Consider the following 16,477-nt stretch of genomic DNA (forward strand, 5'->3'; position numbering starts at 1 on the left):
CAAGGAGTCCTTTCATTGATTGCCTGACGTGCTGTGGTGTCATCCCGTGGCGGAATGGCCGTAGACGCAGGTGTGCTGGAGGGCACGTTATCCATGAAAGGGAAGGGGCACGTGGTAGATAGTTACTACACGCGGGTGGATTCGATTCACTTCATTTCGAATGTCGGCCAGTTCACGCAAGATCCCCGAGCTTCATTGGAAATGGTTACCCGGGATCCGCGTTGAACCGCTGTGGCGAGTGAGCTTACTTGCCGAGTTTTCTCAGCTCATCCGACTCGACAATCCGCACACCATCCTGCTCCTCCAGCGCCAGGCGCCACATGGCGCGGGCCAGTTGGCAGGCTTCGATGCCGCGGTATTTGCCGGGAATCAGTTTCGAGAACGGCGCGGCAAGCTGCTCGCCCAGACGAGGCTCGCTGCGTTCGCCGAGCAACAAGGATGGTCGGCAAATGGTCAGCTGCGGCCAGTCCTGCGCGCGCAATGCGTATTCCATCTCGCCTTTGACCCGGTTGTAGAACACCGAGGACCGGCGATCGGCCCCCAGGGCGCTGATCACGATCAGGTGCCGTGCGCCCATTTCCCGTGCGCGCTTGGCGAAGGCCACCACCATGTCCAGATCCACGGCGCGAAACGCTTCTTCGGAGCCGGCCTGTTTGATGGTGGTGCCGAGGCAGCAATAGGCGATGTCGACCCGACCGGCCAGTTGCGGCAGGAAGGTCTGTGGATCGCCGACCGGGTTTTCCAGATGCGGATGTTCAGCCAGCGGCCGGCGTGAGGGGGCAAGGACGCGGCTGATCGTCGGCTCGTTGAGCAGGCGGTCGAGCAGATGTTCACCGGTCAATCCGGTGGCTCCGGCAAGCAAGACATGCTGAGGCGTCAAGTACATAGTGTCTCTCCCTTGATACTGTTCAGCTTAGTTGCTCTTTATCGCTCCGTCGTTCAACGCAGCACTTTGCAATGCTTTTCTCGCTTGCTGTTTACGTAGCAGTTGCCAATGGGCCAGCACGGTTTTCGGCGCCCAGATCTGCGGTTCAGAGGCTTCGAAGCTGTCCGCCAGTTCGCGCTCGGCGACGGTGGCCTTGGCCAGTTTGAAGGCTTGCTCCAGGTCGTCGGTCTGGTTCAGCGCCTGGGCAAACAGGGCGTCGCCGAAGTAGGTGAAGTTGGCCTCCTCGGAGCAGCCGAACGACACGCGGTCGGCGCGCGAGGCGGTCATGATCAGCGTGCGTTCATCCTTCAGTGCCGGAATGAAGCCCCCGGAATAGCACGAGGAGATGACGATGATCTTGTCTCGATTCTTCAGCGGCGCGAGCACGGCGGCGAGTTCGTCGGCGGGCAGGTCGGCCAGTTCCATGCGCGGCTGGTCGAGCACCAGTTCGTGTTCGGCGGTGCCGTGGCTGGTCAGGTAAATGAACACCAGGTCTTCCGGGCCGCTGCGTTCGGCCAGGGTCAGGGCGGCGCGGCGCAGGTTCTCGCGGGTGGCCATCGGCCGGTCGCCGAGGTGGTCGCGATGGTTGACCAGACGAATCTGGCCAAAGGCGCCGAAGCGGCTGGCGAGCATGTTGGCCACATAATCGGATTCACGCAGGAACACGCTCTGCTTGCCATCGCCACCGAGGGTCAGGGTGTACAGCTCCACCGCCGGGGTCGAGGCCGGCACATTGGCCAGCGCTTCATCGAGCAGGCGACCCTGGGCCAGCAGGCCGAGTTCGAGGGTGTCCGGCAGCAACTTGCCGTCCGCATCGCGTACCCGCTGGCCGTTGATCCAGGTGCCGCTGAGCACGCTGCCATCGGTAAGCACCAGAGTGCCGCGTCCGGAATAGCTGTCGCTGTCGAATCCGCCGACGTAGAAACTGCCATCGGCCAGGTTCAGGCGGCCCTGACCGCTGAAGCGCCAATCATTGAAGTAGCCGATGTAGTGGCTGCCGTCGGCGCCGATCAGTTCGCCCTTGCCGGTCAGCGCGCCTTCCTTGAACTGCCCGAGCCAGACATCGCCATCGGCGTTTTCGTAGCGGCCCTTGCCGTGCAATTGATTGTTCTTGAAGCCGCCGACGTAGATGTCGCCGTCGGCACTGTTGAAGGTGCCGTTGCCTTCGAGCTGGCCGCTGACGAAATGGCCGGTGAACTGATTGCCGCTGGCATCGCCGCGCTGGCCTTCGCCGTTGGGTTTGCCGTGGGCGAACTGGCCCTGATAGGAACTGCCGTCATCCAGCTCGAGGCGACCGAGCCCGGAATACTGGTCGGCCTTGAATTCGCCGCGATAGGTCATCGCGTTTTCTTTGAGGGTGCCTTCGCCGTCGCGCCGACCCAGCTTGAAACCGCCGGTGTAGCTCCCGGCCGTGGTGGTCAGTGTGCCCTGGCCGTCGAACAGTCCTTGCTGAAAGTTGCCGCGGTAGACCTCGCCATTGCTGCCGTGCCATTCGCCCTGGCCATGCCATTGCCCCTTGTCGAACGCCCCGGCGTACCAGCTGCCGTTGGGGTAGTCGACCCGGCCCTGGCCTTGCAGCAAGCCATCGACCAGTTCACCGCGATAGCGGCCGCCGTCGGGCAGGCGCGCATCCGGCGGCAACAGCGATTCGCCGTCGCCACACGCGGCCAGCAACAGGGTCAAGGCAAGGGGAGCAAGAGGAGCGAATGAGCGCATAGCGGGATCCGGGCAATTAGGCGACCGAGTATGCCGCAGCTATGTGACCTTATACAGCCGGCGGGGAGGAGCGGATGCGAAACAGCGTGAGCCGCTTCGCATCCAGGCGCTTAAACGAAGCAGAGCGACAGCGGTTCGGCGATGTAGGCCGGTTTGTCCGAGCCTTCGATCTCCAAAGTGGCGGTGGCCTTGAGCAGCCACTGGCCAGGTTTTTTCTCGGTCACCTCACCGAGGTCGACTTTGAGCCGGACCTTTGAATTGACCTTGACCGGCTGGATGAAACGCACGCTGTCCAGGCCGTAGTTGACCACCATCTTCACGCCTTGCGGCAGGATCAGGATGTCTTCCATCAGTTTGGGGATCAGCGACAACGACAGAAAACCGTGTGCAATGGTGCTGCCAAATGGCGTTTGCGCGGCTTTGACCGGGTCGACATGGATGAACTGGTAATCCCCGGTGGCTTCGGCGAACAGGTTGATACGCTCCTGATCGATGGTGAGCCATTCGGAACGTCCGAGTTCCTTGCCGACATAATCTTTGAGCTCTGCAACTGGAACATAGGGCATTGAGACTCTCCTTGGGTTCATCGGTTTTATAGTTTTTCAGGTGGGGGATTTGACCGCCCTGCGAACCACTGTAGATCATCATGGCGATTTGCTCAGGTCAACCGACCATGCTTTTGGCGAATGCCGATCCATAGCGCAGGCGTGCTTATAATGCCCGGCCCGTGCTTGGCGGGATGTCGGACGGAGATGACGGATGTTGCTACGCGGCCTGACCATGCTGGTGCTGTTTCAATTGCTCGGCACGGCCCTCAATCATTTGCTGTTGCCGGTGCTGCCGGGGCCGATCATCGGCCTTTTGCTGTTGCTGGTATTCCTGATCGTGCGCGGTGAGGTCGGCGAGCCGCTGAACCTCGCCGCCGGTAGTCTGCTGCGTTATCTGCCATTGCTGCTGGTGCCGCCGGCGGTGGGCGTGATGGTGTATGCCACGGCGATTGCCGCGGATTTCTGGGCCATCGTCGGTGCGCTGGTGGTCTCGTTGATTCTGTCGATGGCCTTTGCCGGCGTGCTGATGCAACGGCTGGTCAAGCGTCACGCGCCGCATTCGGAGGAATCCTGATGCTGTTCGACTGGCAAGGTGCCTGGACGTCGGTGATTCACCATCCCTTGTTCGGCATCGGCATCACCCTGGGGGCGTATCAACTGGTGCTGGCGGCGTTCGAGAAAACCCGCTGGATCTTTCTGCAACCGGTGCTGGTCTCGATGCTATTGGTGATCGGCGTGCTGGTCGGCTGCGGCCTGACCTATGCCGAGTACCGCAAGAGCACCGAGATCCTCAGCATTCTGCTGGGCCCGGCGACCGTTGCGCTGGCGGTGCCGCTGTATCTGAATCTGCGGCGCATCCGCCAATTGTTCTGGCCGATTTTTACTACGCTGGTGATAGGCGGCGTGGTCGCCACGGGCATGGGCGTGGCGCTGGGCTGGTGGTTCGGCGCCGATCACATGATCCTGATGACCATGGCGCCCAAATCGGTGACCTCGCCGATCGCCATGCTGGTGGCCGAGCAGATCGGCGGTGTCGCGGCACTGGCGGCGGTGTTTGTGTTGATCACCGGGGTGATCGGCGCGATCTTCGGCCCGGCGCTGCTGACGCGTCTGGGCGTGCACAGCCCCGAGGCACGCGGCATGGCGCTGGGCATGACGGCGCATGCAGTCGGCACCTCGGTGGCGTTGCAGGAAAGCGATGAGTGCGGCGCCTTCGCGGCGCTGGCGATGAGTCTGATGGGCGTGGCCACGGCGGTGTTCCTGCCGTTGGCGGTGTCGATGGTGGTGTAAGGAAATGTCTATGAGTCTGCCGCTTTTTCCGCTGAACACTGTGCTGTTTCCCGGCTGCAATCTGGATTTGCAGATCTTCGAGGCGCGCTACCTGGACATGATCGGCCGCTGCATGAAACAGGGCGGCGGGTTCGGTGTGGTGTGCATCCTGGAAGGCAGCGAAGTCGGCGTCGCACCGGAAGGTTTCGCCCTGGTCGGCTGCGAAGCGCGCATCACCGATTTCCAGCAGCAGGACAACGGACTGCTGGGCATCCGGGTGCAGGGCGGGCGCCGGTTCATTGTGCAGCGCACCGAAGTGCAGCGAGATCAACTGATCGTCGCTGACGTCGAGTGGCTGGACGAAGAACCCGAGCAACCCTTGCAGGATGAAGACGCCGATCTGGTGGCGCTGCTCAAGGCCCTGGCCGAGCACCCGATGGTCGAGGCGCTGAAAATGGGCATCGAAGCGGCGGGCCAGCAATCGCTGGCCAATCAGTTGGCGTATCTGCTGCCGTTCGCCGAGGAAGACAAGATCGATTTGCTGCAACTCGACGACCCGCAGCAGCGACTGGATGCGATCCAGGCGCTGCTCGATGAATTGCAGGGCGAGTTGTTCGCTTAAGGCTCGGCCCGGTTATACGGGCCAGACGATGTCATTGGCGAACCAGTCCCGGCCACCTGGCAATGCAAGGATCGGCTTGCCGGCCTTGGCCACCTTATCGATCAAGGCATCGTATTCACGCTGATTGGCCACACCACTGTGGGTCCGTGCCTCGATGTCATTGCCGATGTAGCTGATTTGGGCGGCAGCGGCAACGTCGTCGACCTTCGCGGCGCGCGTGAAGGTCGAGTCGAGCAGCCACAGACGCTCTGATTCGATACCTCGCTTGGACGTTGAAATCAGGGCTTCGAGTTCGTCTTCCGGAAACCAGGCATTCTTTTCCCGTGCCGCCAGATTGAGCAAATGGTTCTCTTCATTGAGGACCACCTCCATCCTTCGGGTATCGATGACGTAAGAGAAGATGAACTGCTGGTCGTGGCGGATCGTCTCGTAATTGCGTTCCGTGTCCAGTTCTACGTCCGATGCATCGGACCAGTCGTTGTCGGAGTTCCCCGACTCGTTGTCCGATTCACCCGGTTTCCTGCCTGGGTATTTGTTTCTCTGGCTGTTGTAACGCAGGTATTCCGGATCGGGAGCCTCGGTGCCCCTGGCACCATATCTCTTGACCAACTGATGGCTGACCGTGGCACTGATCGGTTTTTCGGTCGTGGCGCCGCGTGGGTGTTTCAGGCGAGGCAGCATGCGTCCGTCGTTGTAGAACTCGAAAGGCGTGCGTTCATCGGCCCTGAACAGGCCCGGAATATCGGTGCGGTACAGGCAGTCGCTGCTGTTGCGCAGGTAACCGAGTCGGGTCAGAAAGGCGTCGAGAAATTCGCGGGTGACACTTTTGTCGAAGTCCACCAGATCGCTGCGCAGTGTTCCGTTCCTCACGGGCAGTAGCAGCGGTTCGATTTCCTCATGCAGTTGATCGAAGCGGGTCGGATCGTTCTCGTCCCGGGAGCGTAAGTGATGCTGCTCGGCCCACTCCGGCATCACCCGGGGATTGGCGGTCAGATCACTGTGCAACCGGATGTGTTGGCGTGGCGACAGGTTATAGGCGCGCAAAAGTTCGACGCGTTGACCGAGCGTCAAAAATGGGTGCAACGTGAGCAACGAGTCACTCAGCAGTCGGGTGGTGGCTTCATGCGCCGACAAAGGAGAGGTCTGCGCTTGTTTGGCCGGCACCGGCGTATCAACGTTACTGACCTGGGAATGGGGGCGTTTCGAAGGGTTATGCGAGGCCGGGCTCCAGGTCGACTCACCGGTGTTTCTGTAGAGCGCAGGCCCGGGAGACAACTTTTTGTACAGATCCATGGCCCGATAAGTGCCCAGCTCGGCATCGAATTCCACATGCACCGTGCCGCCGTCTTTCACATCGACGAACGCGCGTCCGACGATGTAGCGCAGACCGTCCTCGTTTGCCGGTTGCAGGTTGCGCAGCAATCCGGGGTTCAAACGGTAACTGTCCAGTCCGGTCGCCGTTTCCCGGGAAGCGACCGGCAGGTCAGACACTTCGATTTTCGGCAATCCGGGTGTGTCCGCGAGAGGCGGGGTGTGTCCCGGGTTTCGCTGATGCGCGGCCGTCAGGTCTGGCAACAAATGCGGTAGCTGCGGGTCTGGCGCTTGCGGTCGCAATCGTGGGCGTTCAGCAAGCGAGTCGGCGGCCGTATTGCCTTTGGCAAAGCCTGGCGGCGAAGGTGGTTTTGGTCGCATGGTGTCATTCCTTGACGATGATCAGGTGCTCGACAGATATCGAGCGGGACGGAGTGGTTTCGCTGCTCCAGACGTGGGTGGCAACGTTGTATGAAATCTTGCCGGCAGCGGTTTCGCTCAGGTGAATGTGGTGAACCGACACTTCGTCGGACTCAAGCTCTTCACGCCGTTGATGTTCACGAATGTCCTGGGCGATGGCCTGAGCCGATGTGTAGGCTCGGGCATCGATGGCGCACAGACCGATCACCTCGAACAGTGCATTGATCCGATAGCGGTTTCCCGAGGAGACCACGACTTCGATGGTTTCCAGTGGCAGCAGCGGATCGTTGCTGTCCGGCAGTTGAATCCGGATGCTGCCGATTCTGAGGAGGTTGTCCTTGATGGCGAGGTCTCGGTGGCTGATCTGCTCCTCCAGATGTCGAGTGTGAATGAGCCAGGTGGAAGAGCCCGAGATTTGGGCATCTGCGTCTGCAGTGGACAGCCGGATGGACGTTGCGCTGGCGGGAAACAGTTCATAGCTGGACGACCGTCCCTCCAGCCAATAGGTCGCGTTATGTTCGGCGGCCTGAAAGTCGACCCGCTGCGGGGTTGCTTTCAGCGTGCGTTTCTCGACAGAGGGCCTGACGAAGATATACCGGCCGGCTCGCTCGCGCAGCGCGGTGCGGCTTTGCACAACGGTATAACCCGGGTTCCTTGCGTCGTTTAGATACGTGGGACGTGGAAAGTCGAGGTGATAGGAAACCCCGTCTCGCATGACCAGCGTCAGCGGGTGATTCATCTGCCAGCCGGAGGCCAGGATTCCGGCTCCCATGTCGCGTTTCTTGCCCGGATTTTCACTTGCAGCACCGTGCAACGAAAGCAGGCCACCACCCTCGTGGAACGTGATGGTGTGGTGAATGTTCGTGTAGCTGAGCAGCGTGAATGCATTTGGCCTGGTTTTGGTAACGGTATAAATCGCCCGGACTTCATCAATTTCCGTGCTGTCGCGGTCGACGTACAGAGTGCTTCGGGTCGGATTTGCGTGTGGCGTTGCCATCAGAATGGCATGGCGGATCTGGCGCGAGATGAAGTAGTACGAGTGCGGTTTGTTGGAAATCCTGCAAGGGCGATCATTGACCGGCACCGGCGAGGTTTTCGTCGTGCCGACAGTTAGAACGGTCACTTTCACGGTCTGGTCGGCCAGGTCCGGGGTTTCGGCAGGCCACCCGGGCTGCAAGTGGTAGCCGTCCTGTGTAATGAACGTCCATTTGTCGTTGCGCAGGGTGCGTTTGCCATCGACCGTCCGGTACACCGCCTCCAGCACCAGTTCCCGCATGGGTGACCGGATGTCGTCGTCGCGCAGGGATTCAATGACTATCGCGTCATTGCGCACGTACCAGCGCTGGATGGCTTCGAGTGTCACGCCCAGATAGACGGTGCTCGGTTCCTGGCCATCCTCGTGCAGTGAAACCTTGAGACAGTTCGGGGCAATTTCATAGGTATCGCTGCCGCTGCCTCCATCGACGGTGCCATGAAAGCCGCGGACGGCGATGCGGTCATCGCCGGCCCCGGCATCGACGCGATCATTGCCATTGGCGGCAATGGTATCGGGGTGATCGGAACCGGTCACGCGGTTGAACGCGCCGGCCAGTGTCTCGACCTTTTCGATGGACTTGAAGGTTGAATGCAGCACCGGCTCACGCGACGGGTCCACAGGGCGCACCGCCAGCCTGCCGTTTTTCAGGTCGATTTCAAAACCGATATGGAGCGGCGGGTTGGCGACAGGGTCTTGGTTTTTGTGTTTGCCTTGCAGCCAGAGCAGATCGGTACCGTCACCGCCGGACAGCTCACTGACGCTGGCCGGGTCGTCAGACAGCGCTTCGGATGCCGACTGAAACAGAAAGGAGTCATCCTTGTTGCCGCCGTCGAGGGTTTTACGGCCGCTGGCATAGCTGAAGAAGTTCGGCTTGTCCTCGACGCCTTGAACCTTGTCGTGGCCGCCGCCCAGGTTCCAGAAGACTCCTTTCGCCGGGTCGCTTTTCGCACTGGCGATGACAGCGCCCGAGTCGGGTAATCCCTTCTTGGCGTCGTAGGTGTCATCCGTATCGCTGATGACAGGGCGGTTTTCGATGGTATAGGGCGTTTCGCCTTTGCTTTCATCCCATTGGAAACGATGGAGGCGAGCCGGCTGCAACGTAACCTCGAAACGGCCATTGACGATCACGTCGACGCTTTCCTTGAACTCATTGTCGAGCCAGCCAAGGCTGCGGGTCTTCAAGGCTTTGGCGTAGTCGCTCGTGGTCTTTGCAACCAGGTAGCGCTCCATCAGCGCCTTGTCCTGGCTTTGTCCGGTGAACGCGAACCAGCCGGCACGCCAGCGTTCGTGCACGGTCAGCTCGATGTAATCGTCGATGTCGTCGACCATGCGTGCGGCGCCATAGATTCGGGCACCGACGATCATGATCGCCGCTGCTGCAATCCCCACCGGGCCTGCCGCCTGAAAGCCCATCAGGGCCGCGCAGCCCAGGGCAATGGACAGCGCGCCGCTGAACACGCTCAGCCCACCGGTGACATACAGATCCTGAGCTTCCTTGCCCTGGGCCTTGGCGGCATCGTTGAAGGACTTGATGGCGGTGTAGATGTCGAAGGGCAACGTCAGCACGCTGGCAATCAGGCCCGCGCCCCGGCACAGCCATTTGCCCATGGTGGTCTTGCCGAATTGCTCGAGGGCCATGGAGCCCTGACGGATCATCTGTTCACCGGTCTTGTTAAGCGCGTATTCAAGGCCCAGTGAAGTGATTTCGGCGAAAGCACCCCCCGCGTTGATCAGCACTTCGCCCATCCGGCCTTTTTTGAGGCCGTCGATGGCTCCCATGTAGGCGCTGTAAAGTCCGTACGCCTGAAGTCCGGCACCCATGCTGGTCATCCCGCGACTTTTGGCCTTGTCCACCCAGCCCGGCAGGTGTTCGGGCAAAGGGCTTCTGTGGATATCCAGCTTTTGGGTGGCGGTCAGCAGTTTGCTGATTTTCTGCAGAGGATGTTCAGCATCACTGGCGGATATTTCGCGCAGAAGCGGTGCTGCATCGGGGGAGCGCAGGGTAGCGATTTCGTAGAGTAATTCCGGTACTCGTTGGCGCTCCTCACCGTCGACTGACTTGATCCGCTGATCAACCTGGACGGGATCGAATTCCAGCCCATCGGTAAAAAACTGATCTGGCTCGGAGAAGTACGTGTTGGCGGCTGTAATGGCCTTGCCATTGACCCGGGCACCCAGCGCCTGAAGTGTCTGGCGGCTCACGGTCAGTTCGCCAAATCGAAGCGGCCCGAACAGTTTGTCCAGATCGCTGAGGTCGGGAACTTTGCCGGGCGTTGTATCGGTTTCGGCCGCCGTTGAATTTGATGGAGTGATAATGTCGGAAATTGTTATGGGGGCTGTAAGAATAGTTTCAGGATTGATGTTAAAGGGTTTGGCCAAAATCAATACTCTTTGATGAAGTGTCGGGTGACTCTGGCATGAAGGGTGGATGTGTTCAGTTGTTATTGTTTTGCCGATTGTATTGTTGTTTTTTGTATTGCCTTTGAAGTGGTCTGTGAGATGTTTTTGATTTAGCGTTGAACCCGACTCGCAGGAAGCGGGTTTCATGAACAAGGAGAACGGTGTGACAATTTATGAAGATGAATGGGCGTTCTGGGACGATATTGCCGGAAAGTATATTTTCAAACATGCGGGCGTTGATCTGAATACCGACATTGTCCTCAAGGCTGCCGGCTACTACGCGGATTCCATGGTGCTTGAGCGCCGCAAGCGCAAGCGGGTGAAGAACGATCCGGCCCAGGCTGCTGGTAAATGAAATCCTGTCTGTTGTTCACTCCGTTTTTAACAAGAAGAGAACCTTCACATGTCTGATGCCAATAATATTACCTTCACGGGGCAACTGTTTGCGGATGGACTTCCGCTGGTGCTCAATTATCAAGTCATGGAACAACGTTTGAAACAACCGCGAATCACCACGGGGCAGAGGTTGAATGCGGAGATTTCCCTGAATGATGAAATCAGTTCGCCAATCGTGACACTCGCGGATCATGATGATGCCGAGCCGCTGTTGTTGGAGTTTGTTCCGGATTATCAGGGGCGATATGCCATTAATATAAAAACGGCCGGTCGTTACTTTAATTGGCGGCTTCGACTTGATCAAAGTACAAGGCATCTTCTGGCCACAAAAAGTGGCGGTAGTTACTTTGAGCTGGAAACGTATGCCGGAAAGCTCAAGTCCTTTGGTGACCTGCCGTCCAACCCGGTTTCTGTGGCGCTGTTCAGCGTAGAGAAGAAGATGCGCCTGTTTCAGCATGAAACGAAGGAAGGGCTCACGTACTTCCTGGACAAGAATCCGAACGACACCGGGCACAATGCCTACAACCCTTCGTCGGTGTCGTTCGTCTTGAGGACCAATCCTTCGGCTCTGCAGCCTGCCGCCTAGTACGCGTACCGCAGCAGGGTATGCGGCAAATGTCGCAGCACGAAGAAGCCGAACAGGGCGACCAGCGCCGGCAACACCAGCCACCAGACTTTCTGCGGCATGGCGCCGAGCGGTGATTGCCGCTGGCTAAGCCAGAGCCCGGCGGCGCACACGCACGCGGCAAGCATGGCGCCAGCCAGCACATCCGTCGGCCAGTGCGCGCCCAGATACACCCGCGACAAGGCAATCGCCAGTGCCGGAATGCAGCCGATCAGCAACCAGGTCAGTCGCAGTCTCGGCGGTTGCCCGCGTCCGGCGAGTACGGCCAGGGTCAGGAACAGCGCGAACGATCCGGACGCATGACCGCTGGGCATGCTGTAGCTGGTGAGCGGGTCGGTCAGCACTTCCGGGCGCACCCGGGCGAAAAACATCTTGGTGCCGGTGTTGGCCAGGGCCGTGACGAGCAAGGTGCCGCCCACGAAGATCGCGTGGCGCCACTGACGGCACAGCAGGAGCAGCGCAGTCAGCAGGGCGCTGAACAGCAGCATGTTGCGGAACTCACCGATCAGGGTGAAAACCACCGCCACTTCATCCAGCGCCGGGCGGCGGTGTTCCTGCACCAGGGTCATGACGCCCTGATCGAGGGCGGTCAGGTACGGGTAACCGATGAACAGGCCGATCAGGATCAACAGGCTCATGCTGCTGATCCAGATCGTCGCCCGGCGATGGCGGCGCAGGCTGCTGTTGGCGCTCAGGCCGACCATCACCGCGATGCTGCCGGCGACAATCCCGGCCTGCAGCCAGAAGCCTTCCGGCAACGGCAGACGAATCGCCGCCCCGGTGGCCCAGCCCGGCAGCAGGTACGCGAGGCTCCAGCCGGCCGCTGCCAGCAGACTCACGGCGGCGAAGCGCGGGAAGGGCATGTCGCACATCCCGGCGACCATCGGCAGCATCGGTCGCAACGGGCCGATGAAGCGTCCGACCAGCAGGCTGGCGATGCCGTAGCGCTGGAAATAGGTTTCCGCGCCGGCCATCCATTCCGGGTGATGGCGCAGGCCCGGCAGACGCCGGATGTTCTGGTGGAAGTGGCGCCCGAGGAAATACGAAATCACATCGCCGAGAATCCCGCCGAGGAAACCCAGCAACAGGGTTTCGCTCAACGACAGTGCACCGCTGCCAGCCAGCACCGCCACGGCAAACAGCAGCACCGTGCCGGGCACGATCAGTCCGGCAATCGCCAGGCATTCCACACAGGCCACGACAAACACTGCAGCGGCCAGCCACTGCGGATTGGCAGCCAGCCACCCGGTCACGCTATCGAGCCATGGGCCCATACAAACCACTCCATTTCATTGATTTCCCTGATCGGCGAGCCGAAGGGGTGTGCATTCACAGCAGAAAATAATCGCGACCTTCGACCTGACCCCGGCGCAGCGGGTTCCGGGTGCACCACTGGGCGTAAGCCGCATCGACGAAGCGATACATCAAGTGTTCGTCACGGCCATGGGGAATGCCCAGGCGGGTGGTCTGAATCACATGAGTTGGCGCGGGGCCGGTGTCTTCCACCAGCAGGATTTCGTGGTCGAAGCGCTTGGCATCCCACACCGGCACTTTCAGTCCCAGCGCCTTGCACAGCAGCGTTTGCCCGGCACACAGTTTCTGCGACGGACGCGGACGGCCCTGAGCATCGGGGTTGTTCAGCAGCATCTGAGCCAGACTGGCCGGGCCGCTGATCTCGTCGACCCACGGATAAGCCGATTTGATCAGCACCGCATTGCCCGGACCCTGCGCGCTGAAGTTCAGCGAATCGCCGCCCCGGGCGTAGTACATATAGATGTGGCCGCCGTCCAGAAACAAAGCCTTACGCTTTTCTGTGTAGCCGAGGGACGCGTGGCTGCCTTTTTCTTCGCAGTAATACGCTTCGGTTTCGATGATTCGGGCGCTGAGCCACAAATCGCCAACGCGGTGGCGGATAACTTTACCGAGCAGATCACGGGCCAGTGTCTGGGCGTCGCGGTCGAAAAAGGCGTCCGCAAGGCCGACAGGCTGGCGCGCGGAGGTGGCGCGAACGGTCAGGTTGGACATGGCAAACAGTGTTTATCCAGGCGAAGGAGGTCGTGATGATAACAATTCACGGCTTAATCCCGGCTGAACGTCGGCAAATCGCCGTCCATTTCGACCATCCGCCCGTCACCGCTGTTAGTCCCGGGACGCGACAGCTATAATCTGCCGCTTTCCTCTTTGCCAAGACCCCAGCAGACCATGACTGAGTCCGTTCTTGACTACATGACCCGATTGGGTCGCGCCGCCCGCGAAGCCTCCCGCGTCATCGGCCGTGCCAGCACCGGGCAGAAAAACCGCGCCCTGCTGGCTGCCGCCAATGCCTTGGACGCCGCCCGCGCCGAGCTTGCGGCAGCCAATGAGCAGGATCTGGCCGCAGGTCGCGCCAACGGTCTGGAGCCGGCACTGCTGGAACGTCTGGAACTGACCCCGGCGCGCATCGACGGCATGATCGTCGGTCTGCGTCAGGTCGCAGCGCTGCCGGATCCGGTCGGTGCGATCCGCGACATGAGCTTCCGTCCGTCGGGCATTCAGGTCGGCAAGATGCGCGTACCGCTGGGCGTGATCGGGATCATCTACGAATCCCGTCCCAACGTGACCATTGATGCCGCGAGCCTGTGCCTGAAGTCCGGCAACGCGACCATCCTGCGCGGCGGTTCCGAAGCGATTCATTCCAACCGCGCGATTGCCGCCTGCATCCAGCGCGGGCTGGCCGAAGCCGAACTGCCGGCCGCCGTGGTGCAAGTGGTGGAAACCACCGACCGCGCTGCCGTTGGCGCGCTGATCACCATGCCGGAGTACGTTGACGTGATCGTGCCGCGCGGTGGCCGTGGCCTGATCGAGCGCATCAGCCGTGACGCCCGGGTACCGGTGATCAAGCATCTGGACGGCATCTGCCACGTCTATGTCAGCGAACACGCCGACCTGCCGAAAGCCCAGCGCATTGCCTTCAATGCCAAGACCTATCGCTATGGCATCTGCGGTGCGATGGAGACCCTGCTGGTCGATCAAAGTGTTGCGAAGGATTTCCTGCCGTCGATGGCCAAGCAGTTCCGCGAGAAAGGCGTCGAACTACGTGGTTGCGAACGCACCCGGGCAATCATCGAGGCCGTAGCGGCGACCGAAGAAGACTGGAGCACCGAGTACCTGGCGCCGATTCTGTCGATCCGCGTGGTGGATGGCCTGGATCAGGCCATCGAACACATCAACCAGTTCGGCTCCCATCACACCGACTCGATCGTCAGCGAAAACCTCGCCGACACCCGCCAGTTCGTGGCTCAGGTCGACTCGGCGTCGGTGATGATCAATACCCCGACCTGCTTCGCCGACGGATTCGAATACGGATTGGGTGCCGAGATCGGCATTTCTACTGATAAGCTGCACGCCCGTGGCCCGGTGGGCCTCGAAGGACTGACCTGCGAGAAGTACATCGTGGTCGGTGATGGCCAGTTGCGCGGCCAGGCGACGGTCTGACTTGTCCGACATCGACCTGAAAGCGCCGAAACCCGGCAAGAAGTCCCGTCCCCGGCGCATTGGCGTACTGGGCGGGACGTTCGACCCGGTGCACGTCGGCCATTTGCGCGGCGCACTGGAAGTGGCCGAAGCGTTGGGGCTCGACGAGCTGCGCATGATGCCCAGCGCCCGGCCGCCGCACCGCGATACGCCGCAGGTGTCGGCGCAGGACCGGCTGGCAATGGTTGAATGTGCGGTGGCCGGTGTGCCGCCGCTGGTGGTGGACGCCCGCGAATTGCAGCGGGACAAACCGTCCTGGACCATCGATACCCTGGAGTCGCTGCGCGCCGAAATGGCCGCCGAGACCCAGGTTTTTCTGCTTCTGGGCTGGGACGCATTTTGCGGCCTGCCCACTTGGCACCGCTGGGAAGAGTTGCTCCAGCATTGCCACATCCTGGTGCTACAGCGCCCGGACGCCGACAGCGAACCGCCGGATGCCTTGCGCAACCTGCTGGCAGCGCGTTCGGTGAGCGACCCGCTGGCCCTGAAGGGGCCGAGCGGACAGATTGCATTCGTCTGGCAGACACCGCTCGCGGTTTCCGCCACCCAGATCCGTCAACTGCTGGCCAGCGGTAAGTCGGTACGTTTCCTGGTGCCCGACGCGGTCCTGGCCTACATCGATGCGCACGGTCTGTACCGTGCGTCGAACTGAACAAGGCGTGCTTCACTGATACGAATCCACGTGTCGCCAAGCCGCCGAAAATATGAGCAAAACGAGTTTTATATGACTGACAAAGACCAAACCAAAGTAAAGCGCAAAGGCACGTTCAAGAGCGCTCCGCTGCCGGAAGTCGCCAACACCAACGAGCCGCTGAAAGGCGATGAGCTGGTCAAGGTGGCCGTTGCTGCCCTGGAAGACGTCAAGGCCCAGGACATCCAGATCATTGATGTGCGCGACAAACAGAGCATCACCGACTACATGATCATCGCCACCGGTACTTCCAACCGCCAGATCAACGCGATGCTGGACAAGGTTCGCGAAGAGGTCAAAAAGAACGGCGCCAAGCCGCTGGGCGAAGAAGGCAAGGGCGACAGCGACTGGGTGCTGCTGGACCTGGACCTGGTGATCGTGCACATGATGACCGCCTCGGCACGTCAGTTCTACGACCTGGAGCGCCTGTGGGCCGGAGCCGAGCAAAGCCGTGCGGCGGACGCCAAGCACCACAGCCCGGAAAACACCCACGAGCATTTCACCAAGCTCAACAAAGACCAGCTGTAAGGGATTGCTGTGCGACTGCGACTGATCGCCGTCGGTTCACGCATGCCCAAGTGGGTGGAAGAAGGCTGGCATGAATATGCCAAGCGTCTTCCGTCCGAGCTGGCGCTGGAACTGGTGGAAATTCCGCTCAATACCCGTGGCAAGAACGCCGACGTGGCCCGTTTCATCCGTCAGGAAGGCGAAGCCATGCTGGCCAAGGTCGGGCCGAACGAGCGGATCGTCACCCTCGAAGTTCATGGCAAGCCGTGGAGCACCGAGCAACTGGCGGTCGAACTCGATCGCTGGCGCCTGGACTCGCGCACGGTCAACTTCATGGTCGGTGGCCCGGAAGGGCTGGCGCCGGAAGTCTGTGCCCGCGCGGATCAGCGCTGGTCGTTGTCGCCGCTGACGCTGCCGCACCCGCTGGTGCGCATCCTCATCGGCGAGCAGTTGTATCGTGCCTGGACCGTGCTGTCCGGCCACCCTTACCACAAGTAA

The 16,477-nt window shown here is 60.8% G+C and carries 16 protein-coding genes; 9 read left to right on the forward strand and 7 right to left on the reverse strand.

Going from position 1 to position 16,477, the window contains the following annotated elements; translation table 11 throughout:
- Positions 1-244: 244 nt before the first annotated feature.
- From AC1Q9F_RS20125 to AC1Q9F_RS20135, 3 genes are all read right to left on the reverse strand, one after another.
- Positions 245-886, reverse strand: coding sequence for an oxidoreductase (locus AC1Q9F_RS20125; protein WP_007958634.1), 642 nt, complete (start codon positions 884-886; stop codon positions 245-247).
- A gap of 27 nt (positions 887-913) precedes the next feature.
- Positions 914-2,641: a C13 family peptidase gene (locus tag AC1Q9F_RS20130; protein ID WP_207984066.1), complete on the reverse strand. Its 1,728-nt coding sequence runs from the start codon at positions 2,639-2,641 to the stop codon at positions 914-916.
- A 110-nt stretch (positions 2,642-2,751) separates the two neighbouring features.
- Positions 2,752-3,207 (reverse strand): MaoC family dehydratase, encoded by a 456-nt coding sequence (locus AC1Q9F_RS20135; RefSeq protein WP_007909575.1) that lies wholly within the window; start codon positions 3,205-3,207, stop codon positions 2,752-2,754.
- A 193-nt stretch (positions 3,208-3,400) separates the two neighbouring features.
- Here AC1Q9F_RS20135 and AC1Q9F_RS20140 point away from each other — a divergent pair, with 193 nt between their 5' ends.
- From AC1Q9F_RS20140 to AC1Q9F_RS20150, 3 genes are read left to right on the forward strand one after another with little or no spacing between them, the layout of a single operon-like run.
- Entirely contained in the window at positions 3,401-3,763 is a 363-nt protein-coding gene (locus AC1Q9F_RS20140; protein WP_007958636.1) for a CidA/LrgA family protein, read from the forward strand.
- Positions 3,763-4,479 carry an LrgB family protein gene (locus AC1Q9F_RS20145; RefSeq protein WP_207984065.1) on the forward strand — a complete coding sequence of 239 codons (717 nt, stop codon included), beginning with the start codon at positions 3,763-3,765 and terminating at the stop codon, positions 4,477-4,479. The genes AC1Q9F_RS20140 and AC1Q9F_RS20145 overlap by 1 nt, the downstream gene beginning before the upstream one ends.
- A 10-nt stretch (positions 4,480-4,489) precedes the next feature.
- On the forward strand, positions 4,490-5,080 hold the full coding sequence (locus AC1Q9F_RS20150) for an LON peptidase substrate-binding domain-containing protein (protein WP_492620773.1): 591 nt from the start codon (positions 4,490-4,492) through the stop codon (positions 5,078-5,080).
- 12 nt (positions 5,081-5,092) lie between these two features.
- Here AC1Q9F_RS20150 and AC1Q9F_RS20155 read toward each other — a convergent pair whose 3' ends face one another.
- Together AC1Q9F_RS20155 and AC1Q9F_RS20160 are read right to left on the reverse strand one after the other, a co-directional pair.
- Positions 5,093-6,772 (reverse strand): hypothetical protein, encoded by a 1,680-nt coding sequence (locus tag AC1Q9F_RS20155; protein ID WP_492620772.1) that lies wholly within the window; start codon positions 6,770-6,772, stop codon positions 5,093-5,095.
- 4 nt (positions 6,773-6,776) lie between these two features.
- On the reverse strand, positions 6,777-10,226 hold the full coding sequence (locus AC1Q9F_RS20160; protein ID WP_492620771.1) for a calcium-binding protein: 3,450 nt from the start codon (positions 10,224-10,226) through the stop codon (positions 6,777-6,779).
- Positions 10,227-10,392: 166 nt separating this feature from the next.
- Here AC1Q9F_RS20160 and AC1Q9F_RS20165 point away from each other — a divergent pair, with 166 nt between their 5' ends.
- The gene (locus AC1Q9F_RS20165) at positions 10,393-10,602 is read left to right on the forward strand and encodes a hypothetical protein (RefSeq protein ID WP_492620770.1); all 210 of its coding nucleotides are present in this window, start codon (positions 10,393-10,395) and stop codon (positions 10,600-10,602) included.
- Positions 10,603-10,650: 48 nt separating this feature from the next.
- The gene (locus AC1Q9F_RS20170) at positions 10,651-11,229 is read left to right on the forward strand and encodes a hypothetical protein (protein ID WP_492620769.1); all 579 of its coding nucleotides are present in this window, start codon (positions 10,651-10,653) and stop codon (positions 11,227-11,229) included.
- On the opposite strand, the gene AC1Q9F_RS20175 is transcribed toward AC1Q9F_RS20170, so the two are convergent.
- Both AC1Q9F_RS20175 and AC1Q9F_RS20180 read right to left on the reverse strand, forming a co-directional pair.
- Entirely contained in the window at positions 11,226-12,542 is a 1,317-nt protein-coding gene (locus AC1Q9F_RS20175) for a bifunctional DedA family/phosphatase PAP2 family protein (RefSeq protein WP_273904855.1), read from the reverse strand. The genes AC1Q9F_RS20170 and AC1Q9F_RS20175 overlap by 4 nt on opposite strands.
- Positions 12,543-12,597: 55 nt before the next feature.
- Complete coding sequence (locus AC1Q9F_RS20180) at positions 12,598-13,293, reverse strand: DNA-3-methyladenine glycosylase (protein WP_007958648.1); 696 nt, start codon at positions 13,291-13,293, stop codon at positions 12,598-12,600.
- 177 nt (positions 13,294-13,470) lie between these two features.
- Between AC1Q9F_RS20180 and AC1Q9F_RS20185 the strand changes: the two genes are divergently transcribed.
- The 4 genes from AC1Q9F_RS20185 to rlmH all read left to right on the forward strand — a co-directional run bounded on the left by AC1Q9F_RS20185 (position 13,471) and on the right by rlmH (position 16,477).
- A complete protein-coding gene (locus AC1Q9F_RS20185) occupies positions 13,471-14,742 on the forward strand; it encodes a glutamate-5-semialdehyde dehydrogenase (RefSeq protein ID WP_492620768.1) in 1,272 nt (423 codons plus the stop codon).
- On the forward strand, positions 14,711-15,433 hold the full coding sequence (gene nadD, locus AC1Q9F_RS20190; RefSeq protein ID WP_492620767.1) for a nicotinate-nucleotide adenylyltransferase: 723 nt from the start codon (positions 14,711-14,713) through the stop codon (positions 15,431-15,433). Before AC1Q9F_RS20185 ends, nadD begins: the two co-directional genes overlap by 32 nt.
- Before the next feature lie 72 nt (positions 15,434-15,505).
- On the forward strand, positions 15,506-16,000 hold the full coding sequence (gene rsfS, locus AC1Q9F_RS20195; RefSeq protein ID WP_207984059.1) for a ribosome silencing factor: 495 nt from the start codon (positions 15,506-15,508) through the stop codon (positions 15,998-16,000).
- Positions 16,001-16,009: 9 nt separating this feature from the next.
- Positions 16,010-16,477, forward strand: a complete 468-nt coding sequence (gene rlmH, locus AC1Q9F_RS20200; protein ID WP_003185785.1) for a 23S rRNA (pseudouridine(1915)-N(3))-methyltransferase RlmH — start codon at positions 16,010-16,012, stop codon at positions 16,475-16,477.

Source organism: Pseudomonas sp. GW823-FHT04A03 (genome assembly GCF_058796615.1).